The following is an 18,689-nucleotide window of genomic DNA, read 5'->3' as shown; positions in this document are numbered from 1 at the left end:
TTGACGTGCGACCCGGTGGGGGCGGCCAGGGTTCAGTGCGGGCGATCGAAGGGCAGCCAGCGCCGGGTGAAGTTGAACTTTGCCTGCGCGGCGGATTCCACCCTTTAGCAGTGACGTGGCAGAGGAGACTGTCGGCAATGAAATTCGAAGGAATGACCTGCCAAAGCGGAGGCAAGCATGGCCAGACATATCATCCATTTCACCGGGCCGATCAACTCGTCCACCTGCGGCAACCTGATCGCCACCTGTTTCAAGGTGATGCAGCAAGGTGCCGACTTGCTGCAGTTGAATATCGCGACCATGGGCGGGGAGTGCAGCTACGGCTTCACCCTGTACAACTTCCTGCGGGCCTTGCCGGTGCAGGTGCATACCCACAACCTGGGCACCGTGGAGTCCATGGGCAACATCCTGTTCCTGGCCGGTGAGCACCGCACGGCGTGCCAGTGCAGCAAGTTCCTGTTCCACCCGTTCCACTGGACGCTGCATGGCTCGGTGGACCATGCACGGATGGCTGAGTACGCGATGAGCCTGGATTATGACCTGCGGCTGTATGCGCAGATCGTGGCGGAGCGGACGTCCGGGAGTACAGATGTACTCGACGTGCCGCGCTACCTGATGGCCTACCCGCGGATACTGGGGCCGCATGAGGCGCTGGAGAGTGGAATGATCCATGCCATCGACGAGATGGCCATCGAAGCCGAGGCCATTCAGTGGAGCGTTCATGCCTGACGCTCCTACGGGGGGCGTGAACTTCAGTAAGGTACTGAACCGCTAAGGGACTCGATGGCCTCGATCAGTTCGTCATAGCCCACCGGCTTGTTCAGGTGCCGGTCGAAGCCGGACTGGCGCGACTTGTACTGATCGGCGCTGGCGCCATAGCCGGTTAGCGCGATCGCCGGGGTGTAACGCAGGTGCGCATACCCGCGCAGGGCCTTGATCAGCGCGTGGCCGTCCATCACCGGCATGCCGATGTCCGACAGGATCACGTCGTATTCGCCCCTGGCCGCGGCCTCCAGCGCCTTGAGAGGGTCGCTGAAGGCGGTGACTTCGGCGTTTTCCATCTCCAGCAGCTGCTGCATCACCTCCATCACTTCCACCGAATCGTCGACCAGCAGTATCCGAGTGCCTTGCAGGCGCCCATCGCTGAACGCGCTGGGCTCATTGGCTTGCTGGCGAACGCCGGGGTCGCACACGGGCAGCCGCACGGTGAACGTGCAACCCAGGCCAGGCCCCGCCGAATGGGCCTCGACGCTGCCGCCATGGGCCTCGGCCAGCTGGCGCACCAGCGACAGGCCGATGCCCAGGCCTTCGCGGGCGTGGCTGGCCAACGGCGGCGCGGCCTGGCTGAACAGGTCGAAGATGTGCTCCAGGCTGTCATGGCTCAGGCCTATACCCTGGTCGACCACCTGCAGGCGGGCTTCTGCCTGGTCGTGGCTCAGCGACAGGCGAATCTCGCTGCCGGCCGGGCTGAACTTGAGCGCGTTGTTCAGCAGGTTCCAGATGATCTGCTCCAGGCGCGTGACGTCGCCGTCGATCATCACCGGCAATGCGTCGGCCGGCAGCTCCAGATTGACCGTGCAGGGCGGCTGTTCGTTGAGGACCACCGCATGGATGCCCTGCAGGATGGCACCCAGGTCGACCGGCTCGGTCTTGAGCTTGAGCTTGCCGGTGCGGATGCGCGCCACGTCGAGCAGGTCGTCGATGATTCGCGCCTGGCTGGACACCGCCTCGCAGATGGTGCCCACGGCCTTGCTGGCCGCCGCGAGCCCCTTGATCGACGGTAGCCGCCGGAGTATTTCGGCATTCAGCTGGATCAGGTTGAGCGGATGCTTGAGTTCGTGGGACATGATGGCGAAGAACTCGTCCTTCATGTGGCTGCTGCTGCGCGATTCGGCCAGCTGCTTGCTCAGGCGCTCCTCGCCCTGGCGCACCCGCTCCTCGGCAGCGTGGCTCTTGCTGATGTCGACGAAGGTCAGCACGGTGCCGTCGATCTTCTGCTCGCTGGAGCGGTAGGGCAGCAGGCGCGCCAGGTACCAGCGCTCGTCGCGGCCACCGATCTCGCGCTCGATGGTGGTCTCGCCCTTGGCCACGGCGCGGGCATCGTCGGCCAGCGCCGGGTAGTCAAGGCGGTGGGTGATGTCGAGCAGCGAGCGGCCGGTGTCGACCGGCAGCATGTTGAACAGGTCGGTGGCCCGCGGGGTGAACCAGCGGATATGCAGGTTGCGGTCGACGAACACCGTGGCGATGTCGGTGGAGGCGATCAGGTTGCTCAGGTAATCGTTGACCTTGTCGGTCTCCTCGACCTTGTTCTTGAGCTCGTAGTTGACCGTGAGCAGTTCCTCGTTGATCGACTGCAGCTCTTCCTTGCTGGTCTCGAGTTCTTCGCTGGCCGAGCGCAACTCTTCGTTGATCGCCTGCATCTCCTCGTTCGAGGCGGTCAGCTCTTCGCTGGAAATCTCCGATTGTTCGATGGTTTCCTGCAATTGCAGGCGGGTGCGCTGCAGCTCGCGCTCAAGGTTGTGCAGGACCATGCTGTCGGTCTGGCGAATGACCCCGGGCAGCGGCAGCGTAGGGTCCGGCGCGCGCTCCTCGAACACCACCAGCAGGCATTCGCTGGTGCTGGCCTCGTCCTTGAACGGCTGCACGGTGATCTCGACCTGCAGCGTGTGCTCGCCCTCGTCGAGGTCGACCGGTCGCGAGGTCACCGCTTCGATGCCCTGGCGCGCCTGGAACAGCGTGCTGCGCAGGGCCAGGCGCAGGGGCGGCAACACCAGGTTGAACAGGTTGCGGCTGGGCTCGCCCGCAGCCAGTTGCAGGAAGCGCCCGACGCCGTCGCTCATGTGCAGGATATTGCCTTCGGCATCGATGATCAGGCTGGGCGGCATGCGCAGGGCCAAGGCCCGGTGGTGCACCTCAGCGTAGGACGGCTTGCGCCCGGGCTTGGCCTTGGCCGGCAGGTTCTGGACCATGCTGGCCAGCTCCGTGCCCGGCAGCTGGCGGCCGGAACGGCGCCCCGCCGGGCTGATGTCACGGGCGCGGAAGATACGGTTGCGCTTGTCCACCGGCACGAACAGCTCGCCGGCCACGTCGACCGATTCGGACGAGCCGAGAAACAGGTAGCCGCCGCTGCGCAGGGCGAAGTGGAACATCTGCAGGATGTCATGCTGCACCTCGCGGTCGAGGTAGATCAGCAGGTTGCGGCAGACGATCAGGTCGATCTGCGAGAACGGCGGGTCGGAGAGCAGGTTGTGGCGGGCGAACAGCACTTTCTCGCGCACCTCCTTGCGCACCCGATAATGCTGGTCTTCCTTGACGAAGAACTGCCGCAGGCGGGCCGGCGGGACGTCGGTGACGATGGCTTCGGGGTACACGCCGCCGCGGGCGATGCCGATGGCGCGTTCATCGAGGTCGGTGGCGAACACCTGCACCTTGCTCGAGCGCCGCTCCAGGGCCAGCTGCTCGCACACCAGCATCGCCAGGCTGTAGGCCTCTTCACCGGTGGAGCAGCCGGCCGACCAGACACGCACCTCGCGGTTGCCGTCACCCTCGCACACCAGCTGCGGCAGCACATGGCGCTCCAGCGCCTCGAAGGCCTCGCGGTCACGGAAGAAGTTGGTCACGCCGATCAGCATGTCGCCCAGCAACGCCGTGGCCTCGGCCGCGTGCTGTTCCAGGTGGTGCAGGTAGCCGGCGAGGCCGGTCTGCCCGGTGACGTGCAAGCGGCGCTCGATACGGCGCAGCACCGTGGCGCGCTTGTAGTGCTGGAAATCATGGCCGGTGGCATGGCGCAGCTTGAGCAGGATCTCTTCGAGCAACGGCTCCGAAGCCTGGGCATCGCCGGCACGGGTACCGAGCGGCGGCGGCAGGCTGTCGTCTTCGATCTCCGGCAGTTTCACCTCGCGCGCCGTGCGCCACAGCTCCATGAGCTTCTGCGGCATTTCCGCGGCGGGCAGCACCAGGTCGACCATGCCGGTCTCGATGGCGGCGCGTGGCATGCTGTCGTACTGGGCGTCGTCCGGGGTCTGCACCAGGGTCACGCCGCCCTGTTCCTTGATCCGCGACAAGCCCACGGCGCCATCGGCGCCGGTGCCCGAGAGCACCACGCAGAAGGCGTGGTCCTTGTGCACGTCGGCCAGGTCGCGGAAGAACAGGTCGATGGCCACGTGGTCGCCGCGTCGGCGATTGGCCGGGGTGACGCGCAGGTAGCCATCGTTGGTGGACAGCCGGTTGGCCGGGGAAATCACATACACGTGATTGCGCTCGATCGGCACCGGCTCGGTGACCTGGCGCACCGGCATCGGCGTGGCTTCCTGGATGATCCGGTCGGCCACGCTCTGGTGGTCGGGTGACAGGTGCAGCACCACCACGAAGGCCATCCCGCAGTCACCGGGCATTTGCTGGAACAACGTGCGAATGGCCTCCAGCCCACCGGCCGAGGCGCCGATGCCGACCACCGGGAAATCCAGGTGGCTGGGGCTCAATGCGGGATTTTGCGGCGATGCGGGCTGATCGGGCGACGACTTCATGGGGCAGGGCCTTGTGCGGACAGTTCGGCCCATCGAAGCATCGCCGGGCGCATGAACGGGATTATAGGCCGCTCGTCGGGTCATCTGCGAGAAGCAGGCCTACTTACGCTGAGACAGTGCCACTACGGGAAAGTGCTCATGCGGTAACTGGCGCACAAGTATTTGCCCCCGCAGTGTTTCGCGCCGCCGGTCAGCCGCCTGCAATCGGATTGAGCAGACCCGTCGATCGGCTGTTCGGAATCAAGGCATGGCACCGTTCCATGCACCCAACCCAATTGCGACGCAAGGAGAAAGGACATGGCGGGTGATCAGCAACGGACCAGCCAACGCGGCGGCACCAAGGAAACCAACCCGGGCAACTTCGCCAACGACCGTGAGCGCGCCTCCCGGGCCGGGCACAAGGGCGGCCAGGCCTCGGGCGGCAATTTCGCCAACGACCGCCAGCGGGCATCGGAAGCTGGCCGCAAAGGCGGGCAGAACAGCCACGGCGGGGGCCGCCAGGCACAGCAGTAGCAGCGTTCGCTGAGGCCCGCCGGCCTGGCTGGCGGGCCGCCTATCTTCACGTCAAGGAGACTGAAGCATGCGCGCATTGACCTACCATGGCGCCGGAGATGTCCGCGTCGATACCGTGCCAGACCCCGAGATTCGGGACGATGACGACATCCTTCTGCGGGTGACCGCCACGGCCATCTGTGGCGCGGACCTGCACCTGTACCGGGGCAAAATTCCCCTGGTCGAGGCCGGCGACATCATTGGCCACGAATTCATGGGCATCGTCGAGGAAGTCGGCAGCGCGGTGACCGCCGTGCAACCGGGCGACCGGGTAGTGATCCCGTTCGTGATCGCCTGCGGCGACTGTTTCTTCTGCCAGCACCAGCTGTTCGCCGCCTGTGAAACCACCAATACCGGGCCCGCCACGATCATCAATCGCAAGGTCATCCCGCCAGCTGCGGCATTGTTCGGCTACAGCCATCTGTACGGCGGCATTGCCGGTGGCCAGGCCGACTACGTGCGGGTACCCAAGGGCAATGTCGGGCCCTTCAAGGTGCCGGGGCACCTGCCCGACGACAAGCTGTTGTTCCTCTCCGACATCCTGCCGACGGCCTGGCAGGCGGTGCGCAACGCCGAAGTCGGCCAGGGCGCCTCGCTGGCCATCTACGGGGCCGGGCCGGTGGGCCTGCTGTCGGCGGCCTGCGCGCGCATGCTCGGTGTCGAGCAGATCTTCATGGTCGACGAGCACGGCTACCGCCTGGACTTCGCGCACCAGGCCTATGGCGTCATTCCCATCGATTTCTCCCACGACGATGACCCGGCCGACACCATCATCCGGCAGACCCGGGGCATGCGCGGGGTGGACGCGGTGATCGATGCGGTCGGCTTCGAAGCCAAAGGCAGCACCGCCGACGCCGTGCTCAGCGCACTCAGGCTCGAAGCGGGCAGCGGCAAGGCCCTGCGCCAGTGCATCGCCGCCGTGCGCCGGGGTGGCGTGGTGAGCATACCGGGGGTGTATGCCGGCTCGATCCATGGTTTTTCCTGCGGCGATGCCTTCGACAAGGGGCTGACCTTCCGCATGGGCCAGACCCACGTGCAGCGCTACCTGCCCGAGCTGCTGGAGCACATCGAGGCGGGCCGGCTGAACCCTGAGGCCATCGTTACCCACCGCCTGGCGCTGGAAGACGCGGTACGTGGCTACGAACTGTTCGACGAACAGCAGGAGCGCTGTCGCAAGGTCATCCTGGTGCCCGGCGCAGCGCCGGACCCGCTGTCCTGAATTGTTCGACAATCTTTTTGAATCTTTGCCGACCGGCGTCACTCAATGAAGATGTCATCCATGGAGAAGAGGAGGGCTGCGTGATGCCGAGTCCCCAGCTGTACATTATCGATTACCTGCTGCACGGCGAGCCGCGCAGCTTCATCATCCGCCTTGAAAAAATCGATAACGCCGAGGCTTGGCACTGGGCCAGTTGTGATGCGGGTATCGGGATCATTCCCAAGTTCGGCCGGGAAAAGATCAAGAAGGTGAGCCGGCCGATGGCCGAGCGCTACGGCATTACCGGCGTCAGTTGGCGCCTGTCAGGGGCCAGGCCGAATCAGGCCGTGAGCGACACCACCGTGCAAGGCTGAGGCCAGGCTGGAAACTACGGCGTCAGGTACCGCTGTACTTGACCGCCGCCGCCGTGCGTGAGGTGACGTTCAAGGCCTTGAGCAACGACGACACATGGATGCGCACGGTAAACGGCGAAATATCCAGCGCCTTGGCGATTTCCTTGTTGGTCTTGCCCTGGGCGATCAGCCGCAGCACCTCGTGCTGGCGCTGGGTGAGCTGCTCGAGTTCGCTGTCGCCGCCAAGGCTGGGCAACAGCCCGGAGGGCAGGTACCTGACCAGCACGTGCCCCTCGCGGATGGCCAGGATCGCGGCGCCGATCTCATCGGGCGCGATGCTCTTGCCGAGGAAACCATCGACGCCGCTGGCCATGACCTGCTCGACCAGGGCCGGGTCATCGACCATCGAGACGATGATCAGGGTGGTGCGCCGCAGCTGCTGGCGCAGCTCGGCCAGCCGCTCGATGCAGTCAAGGCCGGGGAAGCGCAGGTCGAGGATCAGCGTATCCGGCACCTCGCCCACACTGACCCGTGCCAGCACCTGTTGCAGGTCTGCGGCTTCTTCCAGCTGCGCTTGCGGCAATATCCGCTGCACGGTACGCACCATCGCTTCCCTGAACAATGGATGGTCGTCCGCCACGATGATGCGGCACGTCACGTCCTGACACTCCCTGTGGACCCCGGTTTTCCGGACCATGCTAATTTAGCAGGCGACAACGGCAACCGTCGCGCCAGGGTGGCCGTTCTGCGACCCCGTGCACAAGGACGCGTACATGGACTACAACAAGAACAACGAGCTGGACCAGGCCAACCTGCGGGTGATCGTCGCCTCGATCGCGCTGGCCTACATCACGGTGCTGGGCTTCCTGCCCAGGCATTCGCTGCATGACTACCTGCCGGTCATCTACTACATCGTCAGCTTCATCACCCTGTCGATCGGCCTGCGCCAGGCCATCGCCCGCTGGCCGGGGCATTACCCCTGGCGGCGGGTACTGGGTATCGTCCACGACTACACGGGCACCTGCTTTGGCCTGGTGCTGGGCGGCGAGGCCGCATTGCCGTTGTACGCGGTGATGGTGTGGGTGAACCTGGGCAACGGCATGCGCTTCGGCACCCGCTACCTGGTCATTGCCACACTGCTGGCGCTGACCGCGCTGGTGGCGGTGTACCAGCTCAACCCGTATTGGCAGGCCAATCCGTTCATGGTGCTGATGCTGCTGACCACCAGTACGGTCATCCCGGTCTACGCCCACTTGCTGCTGGAACGTACCCGCCAGGCTTCGGCGCTGGCGATGGCCGCCACCCGGGAAAAGTCGCGCTTCCTGGCCCAGGCCAGCCATGACCTGCGCCAACCGATCCACTCCATCGGCCTGTTCACCGCCTGCCTGCGCGAGGCGCCGCTGGGCGAGCAGGAGCGAGGCCTCGTGGACAGCATCAACCGCTCGCTGCTGAACGTGTCGCAGCTGTTCCGTTCGATCCTCGACCTGTACACCCTGGACAACGGGCGGGTACAGCCCAAATACGAGACCTTCGCCCTGGACGAACTGCTTGGCGAACTGCTGCAGCAGAACGCCGAGGCCGCGCGCTGGGCCGGTGTGGAGGTGCGCTTGCGCCGCAGCCACTACTGGACCCGTGCCGACCGCGGCATGCTTGCGACCATGGTGCAGAACGTGCTGTCCAACTGCTTCAAGTATGCGGCCCAACGGCCGCTGCTGATCGGCGCGAGGCGCCACGGCGACGGCCTGGCCATCGTCGTCTACGACCAAGGGCGCGGGATCGCTGAGGAACACCAGGGCCAGGTATTCGACGAGTTCTACCGGGTACGCCAGGTACGCGACAAGGATGTCGAAGGGGTTGGCCTGGGCCTGTCGATCGTCAAGCGCCTGGGGCGCCTGATGGGGCTTGAGGTGCAACTGCGCTCGCGCCTGGGCCGTGGCACCGCGGTGAGCCTGCAACGGCTGCCACGCCTGGCGGCGCAACCGGCGCCCCGCAGCCACGCACAGCAGGCCTTGCAGGGCGCGATGCTTGGCGGCCTGCGCGTATGCCTGGTGGAGGACGACCATAACGTGCTGCGCGCCACTTCGGCCTTGCTGCAACGCTGGGGTTGCGAGGTGCAGGCCCATGGCTCGCCGCTGGGGCTGGCCAGCCAGTGCGACGTGATCGTCGCCGACTACGACCTGGGCCAGGACGCCACCGGGGTGGACTGCATCGACAGCCTGCGCGCGCAACGGGGTTGGCCAGTGCCGGCGCTGATCATGACCGGGCATGACCTCGAGAAGATCCAGGCGATCGTGCATGGGCGCGATATCGCCATCCTGTCCAAGCCGGTGCGGCCGGCGGAATTGCGCGCGGCCCTGCGGGCCTTGCGCGAGGTGCCGGCGGCGCCAGTGCCATAGCGTGGCGCCGGAGACAGAGGGGGTTACTGGAGGATGATCGCCTGGCCCTCCTTGAGGCAGGACGGGGTGGGCTGGTACAGGCCCATGCTGCCGACCGCGACGATGGCGCCGCTGGGGATCTGGCAGTTGTACTCGCCCTTGGCGGTGGTGGCGGTGTAATAGGTGAGGGTGCTGTCGCTGCGCACGTTGGCGACCTTGCTGACCGGGGTGTTGAGGGCGAACTCGGCGCGTTCCTTGAGGGTCTGGTCGGACGGCTTGATGGTCTGGCAGCCGGCGACGGTGAACAGGACGGCGGCGCACAGCAGAAGGTTGGCGGGTTTCATGGTGGTTGGCTTCCTTGGCGTGGGGTGTGGCGGATGGCCGGACTATAGCGCCGAGGATCGGCTTGGGCAGTAGGGCGGATGTACGAGGTGGCTATGTGCCTTTAGTACTGCCCGTACCGGCCTCTTCGCGGCTGAAGCCGCTCCCACAGGAGACCGCGATCCCTTGTAGGAGCGGCTTCAGCCGCGAAGAGGCCCGTGCAGGTCATCAAGCCTTCAGCACCAGGGTCAGGATGTCATAACTGGCCACCAGCTCACCCAGCTGGTTGGTCACCTCCACGTCCCAGGCCACCACCCCTTGGGGCTGCCCCAGCGGGCTGCTCTTGCCCTGGTCGATCTTGCGCTTGCAGGTCAGCCGCGCCTGGATGGTGTCGCCGATCCCCACCGGGTTGATGAAGCGCAAGGTGTCCAGCCCGTAGTTGGCCAGCACCGGCCCTTCGCCGGGCGAAACGAACAGCCCGGCCGCCGCCGACAGCACGAAGTAGCCATGGGCGATGCGCTTGCCGAACTGCGAGGCCTTGGCCGCGATCTCGTCGAAGTGCATGTAGAAGTGGTCGCCCGACAGGCAGCCAAAGTTGACCAGGTCGGCCTCGGTCACGGTGCGGCGGTGGGTCAGCAGCGACTCGCCGATGCGCAGCTCGTCGAAATGGCGGCGGAACGGGTGCACTTCGCTCTCGATCACCTCGGCACCGCGCACGTATTCGCCAGTCACTGCGGTGAGCATGCTTGGCGAACCCTGGATCGCGGCGCGCTGCAGGTAATGCTTGACCGCGCGCAGGCCGCCCAGCTCCTCGCCGCCACCGGCGCGCCCCGGGCCGCCGTGCTTGAGCTGCGGCAATGGCGAGCCATGGCCGGTCGATTCCTTGGCCGCTTCGCTGTCCAATACCAACAGGCGGCCGTGCCAGGCCGCCGCCACCGGAATGGCCTTGGCCGCCACGGCGCGGTCGGCGGTCACCAGGGTCGCGACCAGGCTGCCTTTGCCTCGCGCCGCCAGGGCCAGGGCCTCGTCCAGGTCGTCGTAGGCCATCAGCGTGCTGACCGGACCGAACGCTTCGATATCGTGGGCGCCGCCGTCGGCATGCGGGTCACGGGCCAGCAGCAGGGTCGGGGCGAAGAATGCACCTTCGGCCACGCCTTCACCTCGCGGGGTGAAGCCGTCGCTGGCGCCGAACAGCTGGTCGCAGCTCTGCAGCAGGCTGCGCACGCGCTCGCCGACGTCGCGTTGCTGGTCATGGGAGGCCAGCGCGCCCATGCGCACGCCTTCCAGCGACGGGTCGCCGACCACCACCTTGCCCAGGCGCTCGCGCAGGCGCGTGGCCACTGCATCGAGATGCCGGGCCGGGACGATGGCACGGCGGATGGCGGTGCATTTCTGCCCGGCCTTGGTGGTCATCTCGCGCACCACTTCCTTGATGTAGAGGTCGAATTCCTCGCTGTCCGGCGCTACGTCAGGGCCGAGAATGGCGCAGTTGAGCGAATCGGCCTCGGCGGTGAACGGCACCGAGTTGGCGATCAGGTTGGGCGTGACGCGCAGCTTGGCGGCGGTGTCGGCGGAGCCGGTGAAGGTCACCACGTCCTGGCCCTGCAGGCGTTCGAGCAGGTCGCCGGTGCTGCCGATCACCAGTTGCAGGCTGCCCTCCGGCAGCAGGCCGGAGGCGTTCATCAGGCGCACCACGGCTTCGGTCAGGTAGCTGGTCGAGGTGGCCGGCTTGACGATGCACGGCATGCCGGCGAGGAAGGTCGGGGCGAACTTTTCGAGCATGCCCCAGATCGGGAAGTTGAAGGCGTTGATGTGCACCGCAACGCCTGCGCGCGGCACCAGGATATGGCTGCCGGCGAAATGGCCCTGCTTGCCGAGGGCGATCGCCGGGCCTTCGTGCACCAGGTTGCCCGACGGCAGCTCGCGGCCGCCGATGCCGGCGTAGCTGAACAGCGTGGCATTGCCGCCCTCGATGTCGATCCAGCTGTCGGCGCGGGTGGCGCCACTGTGGTGGGACAAGGCGTAGAGCTGCTCCTTGCGCTCGGCCAGGTACAGGGCCAGAGCCTTGAGACGCTGGGCGCGCTGCTGGAAGTCCATGGCCATCAGCGCGGCCAGGCCACGGGCGCGGGCGAAGTCCACGGCTTCGGCGAAGTCCGGGCGTTCTTCGTGGCTGTAGGCCAACACATGGCCGTCCAGGGCGCTGCGCAGGGCCTGGGCGCCGTGCTGGCCGATCCAGCGGCCGGCAATGAAACTCTGCAGGGTTGGGGCGTCAGACATGCTGTTCTCCTCGAAGTCGATAGGGCGCTGTTACCACAGCGCCAGGGTGTAGCCGATGATCAGGCGGTTTTCGTCCAGTGCATTGCTCAGGCCATTGCCGGAACGGAAGCTGACGTTGCGCCAGCGCAGGCTGACGTCCTTGAACGGGCCGCTCTGGATGACGTAGGTGAGGTCGGTGTCGCGTTCGCGCTCGCGGCCGTTGCCGACCGTCGCGGTTTCGGCGTGGCGGCCGTCGGTGTAGCGGGTCATGAAGCTCAGGCCGGGGATACCCAAGGCGACGAAGTCGTAGTCGTAGCGCAACTGCCAGGAATCCAGGCCGGCACGGGTGAAGGTGTTGTAGGTCACCAGGTTGACGGTGAACGGGTCACCGCCGTTGACGAACGGGAAGGCGCTGTCGCCGGACATCTGCTGCCAGGCGGCGGTGAACTTGTGGGCGCGCACGCCGAGGGTGAACATCGCGTTGAAGTTGCGGTTGTCGATGTTGCCGGCACGTTCGGCGCCGTCGTTGCGGCTGTCGAAGTAGCGCAGGTCGCTGCGCAGGCTCAGGCCTTCGCCCAGTGGGCGGGTGTCGACCAGGCCGATGAACTGCTGGCGGTAGATGTCCTGCAGCTTGGCGTAGTAATAGCTGATGCTGGTCTGCGCGCTGAGCGCGTAGCTGCCGCCGCCGAAGTCCAGGTGGTCGCTGCGGGTGGCGCCGTAGCCGATGTCGTCGCGGCCGGACGAATCGCGCAGGTTGGCCCGGGTCAGGCGGCCGGCGTTGAAGGTCAGGCCGGCGATGTCCTGGCTGGTCAGCAGGCCGCCCTGGAAGGTCGCGGCGAGCAGGCGGGTGTCGTTGTACACCACCACCGGCAGGATCGGTTGCAGGGTGCCCACGCGCAGGGTGCTTTTCGATACGCGGACCTTGCCGGTCAGGCCCAGCTCGCTGTAGTCGTCGACTGGCTCGTGGCTGTTCGGGCCGAACGGCAGCAGGCCGGTGTTGCGCCGGTCTCGGCTGGAATCGAGCTTGATGCCGAGCTGGCCCATGGCGTCGACGCCAACCCCCACCGGGCCGTCGGTGAAGCCCGATTCCAGCTTGGCGGTGAAGCCCTGGGCCCATTCCTCGGCCTTGGCCTGGGGCGCGTTGCTCTGGCGGAAGTCGCGGTTGATGTAGTGGTTGCGCAGTTCCAGCCGCGCATGGCTGTCGCCGATGAAGTCCGCCAGGGCCGGCAAGGGCAGGGCGAAGGTGGCCAGCCAGGCGGCTGACCTGAGGTGTGCACGGTTCATTGTTGTTATACCCGTCATGGTCGAGGATCAGTGCTTGCTGGCGCCGGCCGCGCCGATGCCGGTCATGGAGCGGATGAACTGGGCCAGGTAGCGGCCACGTTCTTCCCGGGCGCGCTCGGAGCCATCGCTGACCGAGAATGCCCAGGCGCCGAGGAACGCCAGGCTCATGGAGAACAGCGCCGGGTTGCTGTAGGGGAACAGCGCGGTTTCGTTGTGCAGCACGTTGACCCACACCGCCGGGCCCAGCACCACCAAAACGACCGCTGACACCAGCCCGGCCATGCTGCCGCACACCGCGCCGCGGGTGGTCAGGCCCTTCCAGAACATCGAGAGCAGCAGCACCGGGAAGTTGACCGAGGCCGCCACCGCCAGCACCAGGCCGGAGAGGAAGGCGATGTTCTGCGATTCGAACACCAGGCCCAACACCACCGCGAGCAGGCCGATCACCAGGGTGGCGATGCGCGACACGCGCATTTCTTCCTGCTCCGTGGCCTGGCCCTTGCGCACCACGCAGGCGTACAGGTCATGTGAAACGGCCGATGCACCGGACAGCGCCAGGCCGGCGACCACCGCCAGAATGGTGGCGAAGGCCACGGCGGAGATGAAACCGAGGAACAGATTGCCACCCACGGCCTGGGCCAGGTGCACGGCGACCATGTTGCCGCCGCCGATGATCGCGCCGCTGGCATCGCGGTAGGCCGGCTCGGTGCCGACCATGACGATGGCGCCGAAGCCGATGACGATCAGCAGCAGGTAGAAGTAGCCGATGAAGCCGGTGGCGTAGAACACGCTCTTGCGCGCTTCCTTGGCGTCGCTGACAGTGAAGAAGCGCATCAGGATGTGCGGCAGGCCGGCCGTGCCGAACATCATGCCCAGGCCAAGGGAGATCGCGTCCACCGGGTTCGACAGCAGGCCACCCGGGGCCATGATCGCCTGGCCCTTGGCATGCACCGCCACGGCGCTGGCGAACATCGCTTCGGTGCTGAAGCCAAAGTGCCTGAGCACCATGAAGGCCATGAAGGTGGTGCCCGACAGCAGCATCACCGCCTTGATGATCTGCACCCAGGTAGTCGCCAGCATGCCGCCGAAGGTGACGTAGGCGACCATCAGCACACCCACCAGCATCACCGCGTACAGGTAGCTGATGCCGAACAGCAGCTCGATCAGCTTGCCGGCGCCGACCATCTGCGCCACCAGGTACATCAGCGCCACAACCAGGGTGCCGAAGGCCGAGCTCAGGCGCACCGGGGTCTGTGCCAGGCGGTACGACACCACATCGGCGAAAGTGTACTTGCCGAGGTTGCGCAGGCGTTCGGCGATCAGGAACAGGATGATCGGCCAGCCGGCCAGCACGCCCAGGGCATACAGCAGGCCGTCGTAGCCGTTGAGGAACATCATCGCGGAAATGCCCAGGAAGGACGCGGCGCTGATCATGTCGCCGGCGATCGCCAGGCCGTTCTGCATGCCGCTCAGGCCGCCGCCGGCGGTGTAGAAGTCGCTGGCCGAGCGGGTGCGCAGGGCGGCCCAGCGGGTCACCAGCAAGGTGAAGCAGACGAACACCATGAACATCGAGATGGCAGTCCAGTTCATCGCGCGCACTCCAGCTTGACCTTGTCGTTGAGCGGGTCGAGCACGTTGTTGGCGCGGTGCACATAGAGGCCGGTGAGGGCGAAGGACAGCACCACCATGAGCACGCCGACCAGCATGCCGACGGTGGTCACGCCGCCGCTCAGGGACTGGCCGAGGGTGCTGGGGGAGAACGCCACCAGCAGGACGAAGCCGTAGTAGATCACCAGCATGGCCAGGGTCAGGCTGCCGTTGAGGCGGCGCTTGCGCCGGACCAGGTGCTGGAAATCGGGGTGGTTGCTGATGCTTTCGATGTGTTCGGGGGTCATGGATTGCGATCTCTTTGGTTTTGTAATTGTTTTCTTGAGGTCACGCGGTTGTTGCTGCCGATGCGGCTTTTGTAGGAGCGGCCTTGCGTCGCGAAAGGGCTGCGCGGCAGCCCCAGCAATCTGTGATCAGGGCCGAGATCCTGGGGCCACCTTGTGGCCCTTTCGCGACGCAAGGCCGCTCCTACAAAGCCGCGCTGGCAGTGCCAGACGATTTCTTCAGAGCTGGTCGAAGTCGAGCACTACCTTGTCGCTCAGCGGGTAGGTCTGGCACGACAGCACATACCCGGCCGCCACTTCGTAATCCTCCAGGGCATGGTTGCTGTCCATCTCCACCTCGCCCTCGATCACCCGGCACTTGCAGGTGGAGCACACGCCGGCCTTGCACGAGTAGGGCAGCTCGGCACCGATGGCATTGCCAGCATCGAGGATGTTCTGGCTGTTGCGCGGCAAGTCGAAGCTCAGCGCCCGGCCGTCGCTGATCACCGTGACATGGCTGAGCGCTGCATCCACCTGGCGCGCCGCCTCACGCGCCTCGCGTCGGGTTTCGTTGCCGGCGGCGGCGAACAGCTCGAAGTGGATGCGCGCCTTGTCCATGCCGTTGGCCTGCAGGCTATGGCGCACGGTCTCGGTCATCGCCTGCGGGCCACAGATGAACGCGGCATCCAGGCTGGCCACGTCCATCCAGCGGGAAAACAGCTGGCCGCACTTGTCGGCGTCGATGCGGCCGTTGTACAGGTCCACGTCCTGCTGCTCGCGGCTGAACACGAAGACCAGGTTGAGGCGGTCGAGGTAGCGGTTCTTCAGGTCTTCGAGCTTGTTGCGGAACAGTGCGCCGGAGCTGGAGCGGTTGCCGTACAGCAAGGTGAAGCGGCTGTGCGGCTCGCTGGCCAGGGTGGTGGCGATGATCGACAGGATCGGCGTGATGCCGCTGCCGGCCGCCACGCCGAGGTAGTTGCCCTGGCGCGTCGGCTCCAGCGGCACGAAGAAGCTGCCGGACGGCGGCATCACCTCCAGTTGCTGGCCGGCCTTGAGCACTTCGTTGGCAAAGGCCGAGAAGCGCCCGCCGGGCACGCGTTTTACCGCCACCCGCAGCTCGCCGTCCTGCACGGCGCTGCAGATGGAATACGAGCGGCGCACCTCTTCGTCGTCCAGCCGGGTGCGCATCACCAGGTACTGGCCCTGGGTGAAGCGGAAGGTGTCGCGCAGGTGCGCCGGCACGTCGAAGGCGATCGACACGGCATCACGGGTTTCATTGCGCACTTGCTTGATGGTCAGGCTGTGAAACTGGCTCATGGGTGTCTCCACGGCTCAAATGCATTTGAAATAGTCGAACGGCTCCAGGCACTCGCGGCAGCGGTACAGCGCCTTGCAGGCCGTGGAGCCGAACTGGCTGAGCAGTTCGGTGTGGGTGCTGGCGCACTGTGGGCAGCACACCTCGGGTGCCTCGCCGAGCAGGCTGCGCTTGCTGGCGCTGCCGTGCGGTGGCGCGATGCCGTAGGCGCGCAGGCGTTCGCGACCCTGGGCGCTGATCCAGTCGGTGCTCCAGGCCGGGGTCAGCCGCCGCTCCAGCGCCGGCGCGGCAAACCCGGCCTGCTCCAGCGCCTGGCGGATATCGCCTTCGATCACCTCGGTGGCGGGGCAGCCGGAGTAGGTCGGGGTGACGACGAGGTGCAGGTGGCCGGCGCGCCAGCCCAGGTCGCGGACGATCCCCAGGTCGACCACGCTGACCACCGGCACTTCCGGGTCCATTACCTGGCCCAGCACGTCCCAGGCATGGGCCAGGTCGCCGCCCTGCAATGCCCGGGCACCGCGGTCGCCGGCGATCAGTTCACCAGGTTGCATCGGGGTAGGCCCTTGGCAGGAACTGCATTTCGGCCAGCAGCAGCCCCAGGTGCTCGCTGTGCAGGCCTTGGCGACCGCTCAGGTAGAAGTGGCTGGCGGCCTTGGGCAGTGGCAGTTCGACCGAAGCGAAGATCGCGCTGACCTGCTCGAGCCAAGCGGCGCCGACTGCCGCGGGGTCGGCACCGATACCGGCTGCGGCCAGCCGTACTTCGTTGTCGCTGCCTGCGGCCAGCTCGACGGTAAAGCGCCACAGTGCCGGGATCGCATGGAGCATGCGCCGACGGCTCTCGTCAGTGCCACCGCCCAGGCGCTGCACCCATTCACCGGAACGGCGCAGGTGATAGGTGACTTCCTTCAGGGCTTTGGCGGCAATGCCGGCGATACGTTCGTCGGTGGACGCGGCCAGCCGCTCCAGCACGGCATGGTGCCAGGCGTCATAGAAGAACTGCTTGGCCAGGGTGACGGCGTAGTCGCCATTGGGCTGCTCGACCAGCAGCAGGTTGCGGAACCCACGCTCGTCGCGACGAAAGGCCAGGGCATCGGCGTCGCGGCCGTCATCGAGCAGTTCGGCGGCGTAGTCCAGCCAGTTGCGCGCCTGGCCGACCAGGTCGAGGCCGACGTTCATCAAAGCCAGCTCTTCTTCCAGGGCCGGCGCATGGCCGCACCACTCGCACAGGCGCTGGCCCTGGACCAGGGCGCTGTCACCGAGCAGCAGCAGATAGGGGATCAGATCGTGCTTGTGCATGGCCAACCCTCACATGTGCCCGACTTCGTCGGGCAGTTCATAAAAGCTGGCATGGCGATAGACCTTGTCGTCCGAAGGGGCGAACAGCGGGTCTTTCTCGTCCGGCGAGGAGGCGGTGATCAGCGCCGAGGGCACCACCCACAGGCTCACGCCTTCGCTGCGGCGGGTGTACAGCTCGCGGGCATTCTCGATGGCCATCGCGGCATCGGCGGCATGCACGCTGCCGACGTGTTTGTGGTTGAGGCCGTGCTTGCTGCGCACGAACACTTCGTAGAGGGTCCAGACAGACATGGTCGATCTCCGCATCAATCGCCGCTCAGGCGGCGTTCTTGTTCTGTTGCTTGCGTGCATAGGCCACGGCCGCCTCGCGTACCCAGGCGCCATCTTCGATGGCCTGGCGGCGGGTGGCGACGCGCTCCTGGTTGCACGGGCCGTTGCCCTGGATGACTTGGTAGAACTCCTCCCACTGGATCTCGCCGAAGTCGTAGTGGCCGCGCTCGGCGTTCCACTTCAGGTGCGGGTCGGGGGCGGTGCAGCCGAGCAGCTCCAGCTGCGGCACGGTCTGGTCGATGAAGCGCTGGCGCAGTTCGTCGTTGGTCTGGCGCTTGATCTTCCAGGCCATCGACTGGGCGCTGTTGGGCGAGTGCTCGTCGCTGGGGCCGAACATCATCAGCGATGGCCACCACAGGCGGTTGATCGCGTCCTGGACCATGTCGCGCTGGGCCTGGGTGCCGTGACGCATCATGGTCAGCAGCAGTTCATAGCCCTGGCGCTGGTGAAAGCTCTCTTCCTTGCAGATGCGCACCATGGCGCGGGAGTAGGGGCCGTAGGAGGTGCGCTGCAGCACCACCTGGTTGACGATTGCTGCGCCGTCCACCAGCCAGCCCACCGCGCCCATGTCGGCCCAGCTCAGGGTCGGGTAGTTGAAGATGCTCGAGTACTTGGCCTTGCCGCTGTGCAGCTTGGCGATCTCTTCGTCGCGGTCGGCGCCGAGGGTTTCCATGGCGCTGTACAGGTACAGGCCGTGGCCGGCCTCGTCCTGGATCTTGGCCATCAGTTGCAGCTTGCGCTTGAGGCTGGGGGCGCGGGTGACCCAGTTGCCTTCCGGGAGCATGCCGACGATTTCCGAGTGGGCGTGCTGGGAGATCTGCCGGATCAGGGTCTGGCGGTAGGCCTCGGGCATCCAGTTCTTGGCTTCGATCTTGATTTCGGCGTCGATCTTTTCCTGGAAGTGGCGTTCCTCGGGGGACATTTCTTCCAGCGACTTGACCCGCTTGACTCCGGTTTCCACTAGCTGTGCGTACATGTTCCGACTCCTGCTAAGGCATGAGTCATTTGTAAG

General features: G+C 66.1%; 16 protein-coding genes and 1 pseudogene. 5 read left to right on the top strand and 12 right to left on the bottom strand.

The features are described from left to right. Positions 1–177: 177 nt before the first annotated feature. Positions 178–729, top strand: a complete 552-nt coding sequence (locus tag ACIP21_RS20630) for an ATP-dependent Clp protease proteolytic subunit (RefSeq protein ID WP_400691353.1) — start codon at positions 178–180, stop codon at positions 727–729. Positions 730–752: 23 nt separating this feature from the next. Here the strand turns inward: ACIP21_RS20630 and ACIP21_RS20625 are convergent, their stop codons facing one another. Continuing rightward, positions 753–4,526 (bottom strand): CheR family methyltransferase, encoded by a 3,774-nt coding sequence (locus tag ACIP21_RS20625; protein WP_400691350.1) that lies wholly within the window; start codon positions 4,524–4,526, stop codon positions 753–755. 297 nt (positions 4,527–4,823) lie between these two features. Between ACIP21_RS20625 and ACIP21_RS20620 the strand changes: the two genes are divergently transcribed. From ACIP21_RS20620 to ACIP21_RS20610, 3 genes are all read left to right on the top strand, one after another. Then, positions 4,824–5,039: a general stress protein gene (locus ACIP21_RS20620; protein ID WP_400691348.1), complete on the top strand. Its 216-nt coding sequence runs from the start codon at positions 4,824–4,826 to the stop codon at positions 5,037–5,039. A 67-nt stretch (positions 5,040–5,106) separates the two neighbouring features. Then, a complete protein-coding gene (locus ACIP21_RS20615) occupies positions 5,107–6,297 on the top strand; it encodes a zinc-dependent alcohol dehydrogenase (protein ID WP_400691346.1) in 1,191 nt (396 codons plus the stop codon). An 83-nt stretch (positions 6,298–6,380) separates the two neighbouring features. Continuing rightward, positions 6,381–6,650, top strand: coding sequence for a DUF6555 family protein (locus tag ACIP21_RS20610; RefSeq protein WP_400691343.1), 270 nt, complete (start codon positions 6,381–6,383; stop codon positions 6,648–6,650). A 22-nt stretch (positions 6,651–6,672) separates the two neighbouring features. Here ACIP21_RS20610 and ACIP21_RS20605 read toward each other — a convergent pair whose 3' ends face one another. Next, positions 6,673–7,287 carry a LuxR C-terminal-related transcriptional regulator gene (locus ACIP21_RS20605; protein WP_400691340.1) on the bottom strand — a complete coding sequence of 205 codons (615 nt, stop codon included), beginning with the start codon at positions 7,285–7,287 and terminating at the stop codon, positions 6,673–6,675. A 115-nt stretch (positions 7,288–7,402) separates the two neighbouring features. On the opposite strand from ACIP21_RS20605, the gene ACIP21_RS20600 reads away from it, so the two are divergent. Then, entirely contained in the window at positions 7,403–9,025 is a 1,623-nt protein-coding gene (locus ACIP21_RS20600) for a hybrid sensor histidine kinase/response regulator (protein WP_400691338.1), read from the top strand. 23 nt (positions 9,026–9,048) lie between these two features. Here ACIP21_RS20600 and ACIP21_RS20595 read toward each other — a convergent pair whose 3' ends face one another. The 10 genes and pseudogenes from ACIP21_RS20595 to paaA all read right to left on the bottom strand — a co-directional run bounded on the left by ACIP21_RS20595 (position 9,049) and on the right by paaA (position 18,653). Next, positions 9,049–9,348 carry a hypothetical protein gene (locus tag ACIP21_RS20595; protein WP_400691335.1) on the bottom strand — a complete coding sequence of 100 codons (300 nt, stop codon included), beginning with the start codon at positions 9,346–9,348 and terminating at the stop codon, positions 9,049–9,051. Positions 9,349–9,553: 205 nt separating this feature from the next. Then, positions 9,554–11,602 carry a phenylacetic acid degradation bifunctional protein PaaZ gene (gene paaZ / locus ACIP21_RS20590; protein ID WP_400691333.1) on the bottom strand — a complete coding sequence of 683 codons (2,049 nt, stop codon included), beginning with the start codon at positions 11,600–11,602 and terminating at the stop codon, positions 9,554–9,556. A gap of 30 nt (positions 11,603–11,632) precedes the next feature. Next, positions 11,633–12,865 (bottom strand): OprD family porin, encoded by a 1,233-nt coding sequence (locus ACIP21_RS20585; protein ID WP_400691330.1) that lies wholly within the window; start codon positions 12,863–12,865, stop codon positions 11,633–11,635. Between the two features lie 27 nt (positions 12,866–12,892). After that, positions 12,893–14,461, bottom strand: a pseudogene (locus tag ACIP21_RS20580) (cation acetate symporter); the annotation flags it as partial. Continuing rightward, complete coding sequence (locus ACIP21_RS20575) at positions 14,452–14,760, bottom strand: DUF485 domain-containing protein (RefSeq protein ID WP_400691328.1); 309 nt, start codon at positions 14,758–14,760, stop codon at positions 14,452–14,454. The gene ACIP21_RS20575 and the pseudogene ACIP21_RS20580, both read right to left, overlap by 10 nt. 216 nt (positions 14,761–14,976) lie before the next feature. Further along, the gene (gene paaE, locus ACIP21_RS20570) at positions 14,977–16,053 is read right to left on the bottom strand and encodes a 1,2-phenylacetyl-CoA epoxidase subunit PaaE (protein WP_400691326.1); all 1,077 of its coding nucleotides are present in this window, start codon (positions 16,051–16,053) and stop codon (positions 14,977–14,979) included. Between the two features lie 15 nt (positions 16,054–16,068). Beyond that, positions 16,069–16,602 (bottom strand): 1,2-phenylacetyl-CoA epoxidase subunit PaaD, encoded by a 534-nt coding sequence (paaD, locus tag ACIP21_RS20565; protein WP_400691323.1) that lies wholly within the window; start codon positions 16,600–16,602, stop codon positions 16,069–16,071. Then, positions 16,589–17,347 carry a 1,2-phenylacetyl-CoA epoxidase subunit PaaC gene (gene paaC, locus ACIP21_RS20560; protein ID WP_400691320.1) on the bottom strand — a complete coding sequence of 253 codons (759 nt, stop codon included), beginning with the start codon at positions 17,345–17,347 and terminating at the stop codon, positions 16,589–16,591. The genes paaD and paaC overlap by 14 nt, the downstream gene beginning before the upstream one ends. A 9-nt stretch (positions 17,348–17,356) precedes the next feature. Further along, the gene (gene paaB / locus ACIP21_RS20555) at positions 17,357–17,638 is read right to left on the bottom strand and encodes a 1,2-phenylacetyl-CoA epoxidase subunit PaaB (protein WP_004374528.1); all 282 of its coding nucleotides are present in this window, start codon (positions 17,636–17,638) and stop codon (positions 17,357–17,359) included. A gap of 25 nt (positions 17,639–17,663) precedes the next feature. After that, on the bottom strand, positions 17,664–18,653 hold the full coding sequence (gene paaA, locus ACIP21_RS20550) for a 1,2-phenylacetyl-CoA epoxidase subunit PaaA (protein ID WP_400691317.1): 990 nt from the start codon (positions 18,651–18,653) through the stop codon (positions 17,664–17,666). Positions 18,654–18,689 lie beyond the last annotated feature (36 nt).

Origin of the sequence: Pseudomonas sp. NPDC089401 (assembly GCF_044749485.1) — a bacterium.
Taxonomy (GTDB): Bacteria; Pseudomonadota; Gammaproteobacteria; order Pseudomonadales; family Pseudomonadaceae; genus Aquipseudomonas.
The sequence above is the reverse complement of the archived record's forward strand: the minus strand, read 5'-3'. Positions and strand labels throughout refer to the sequence as shown.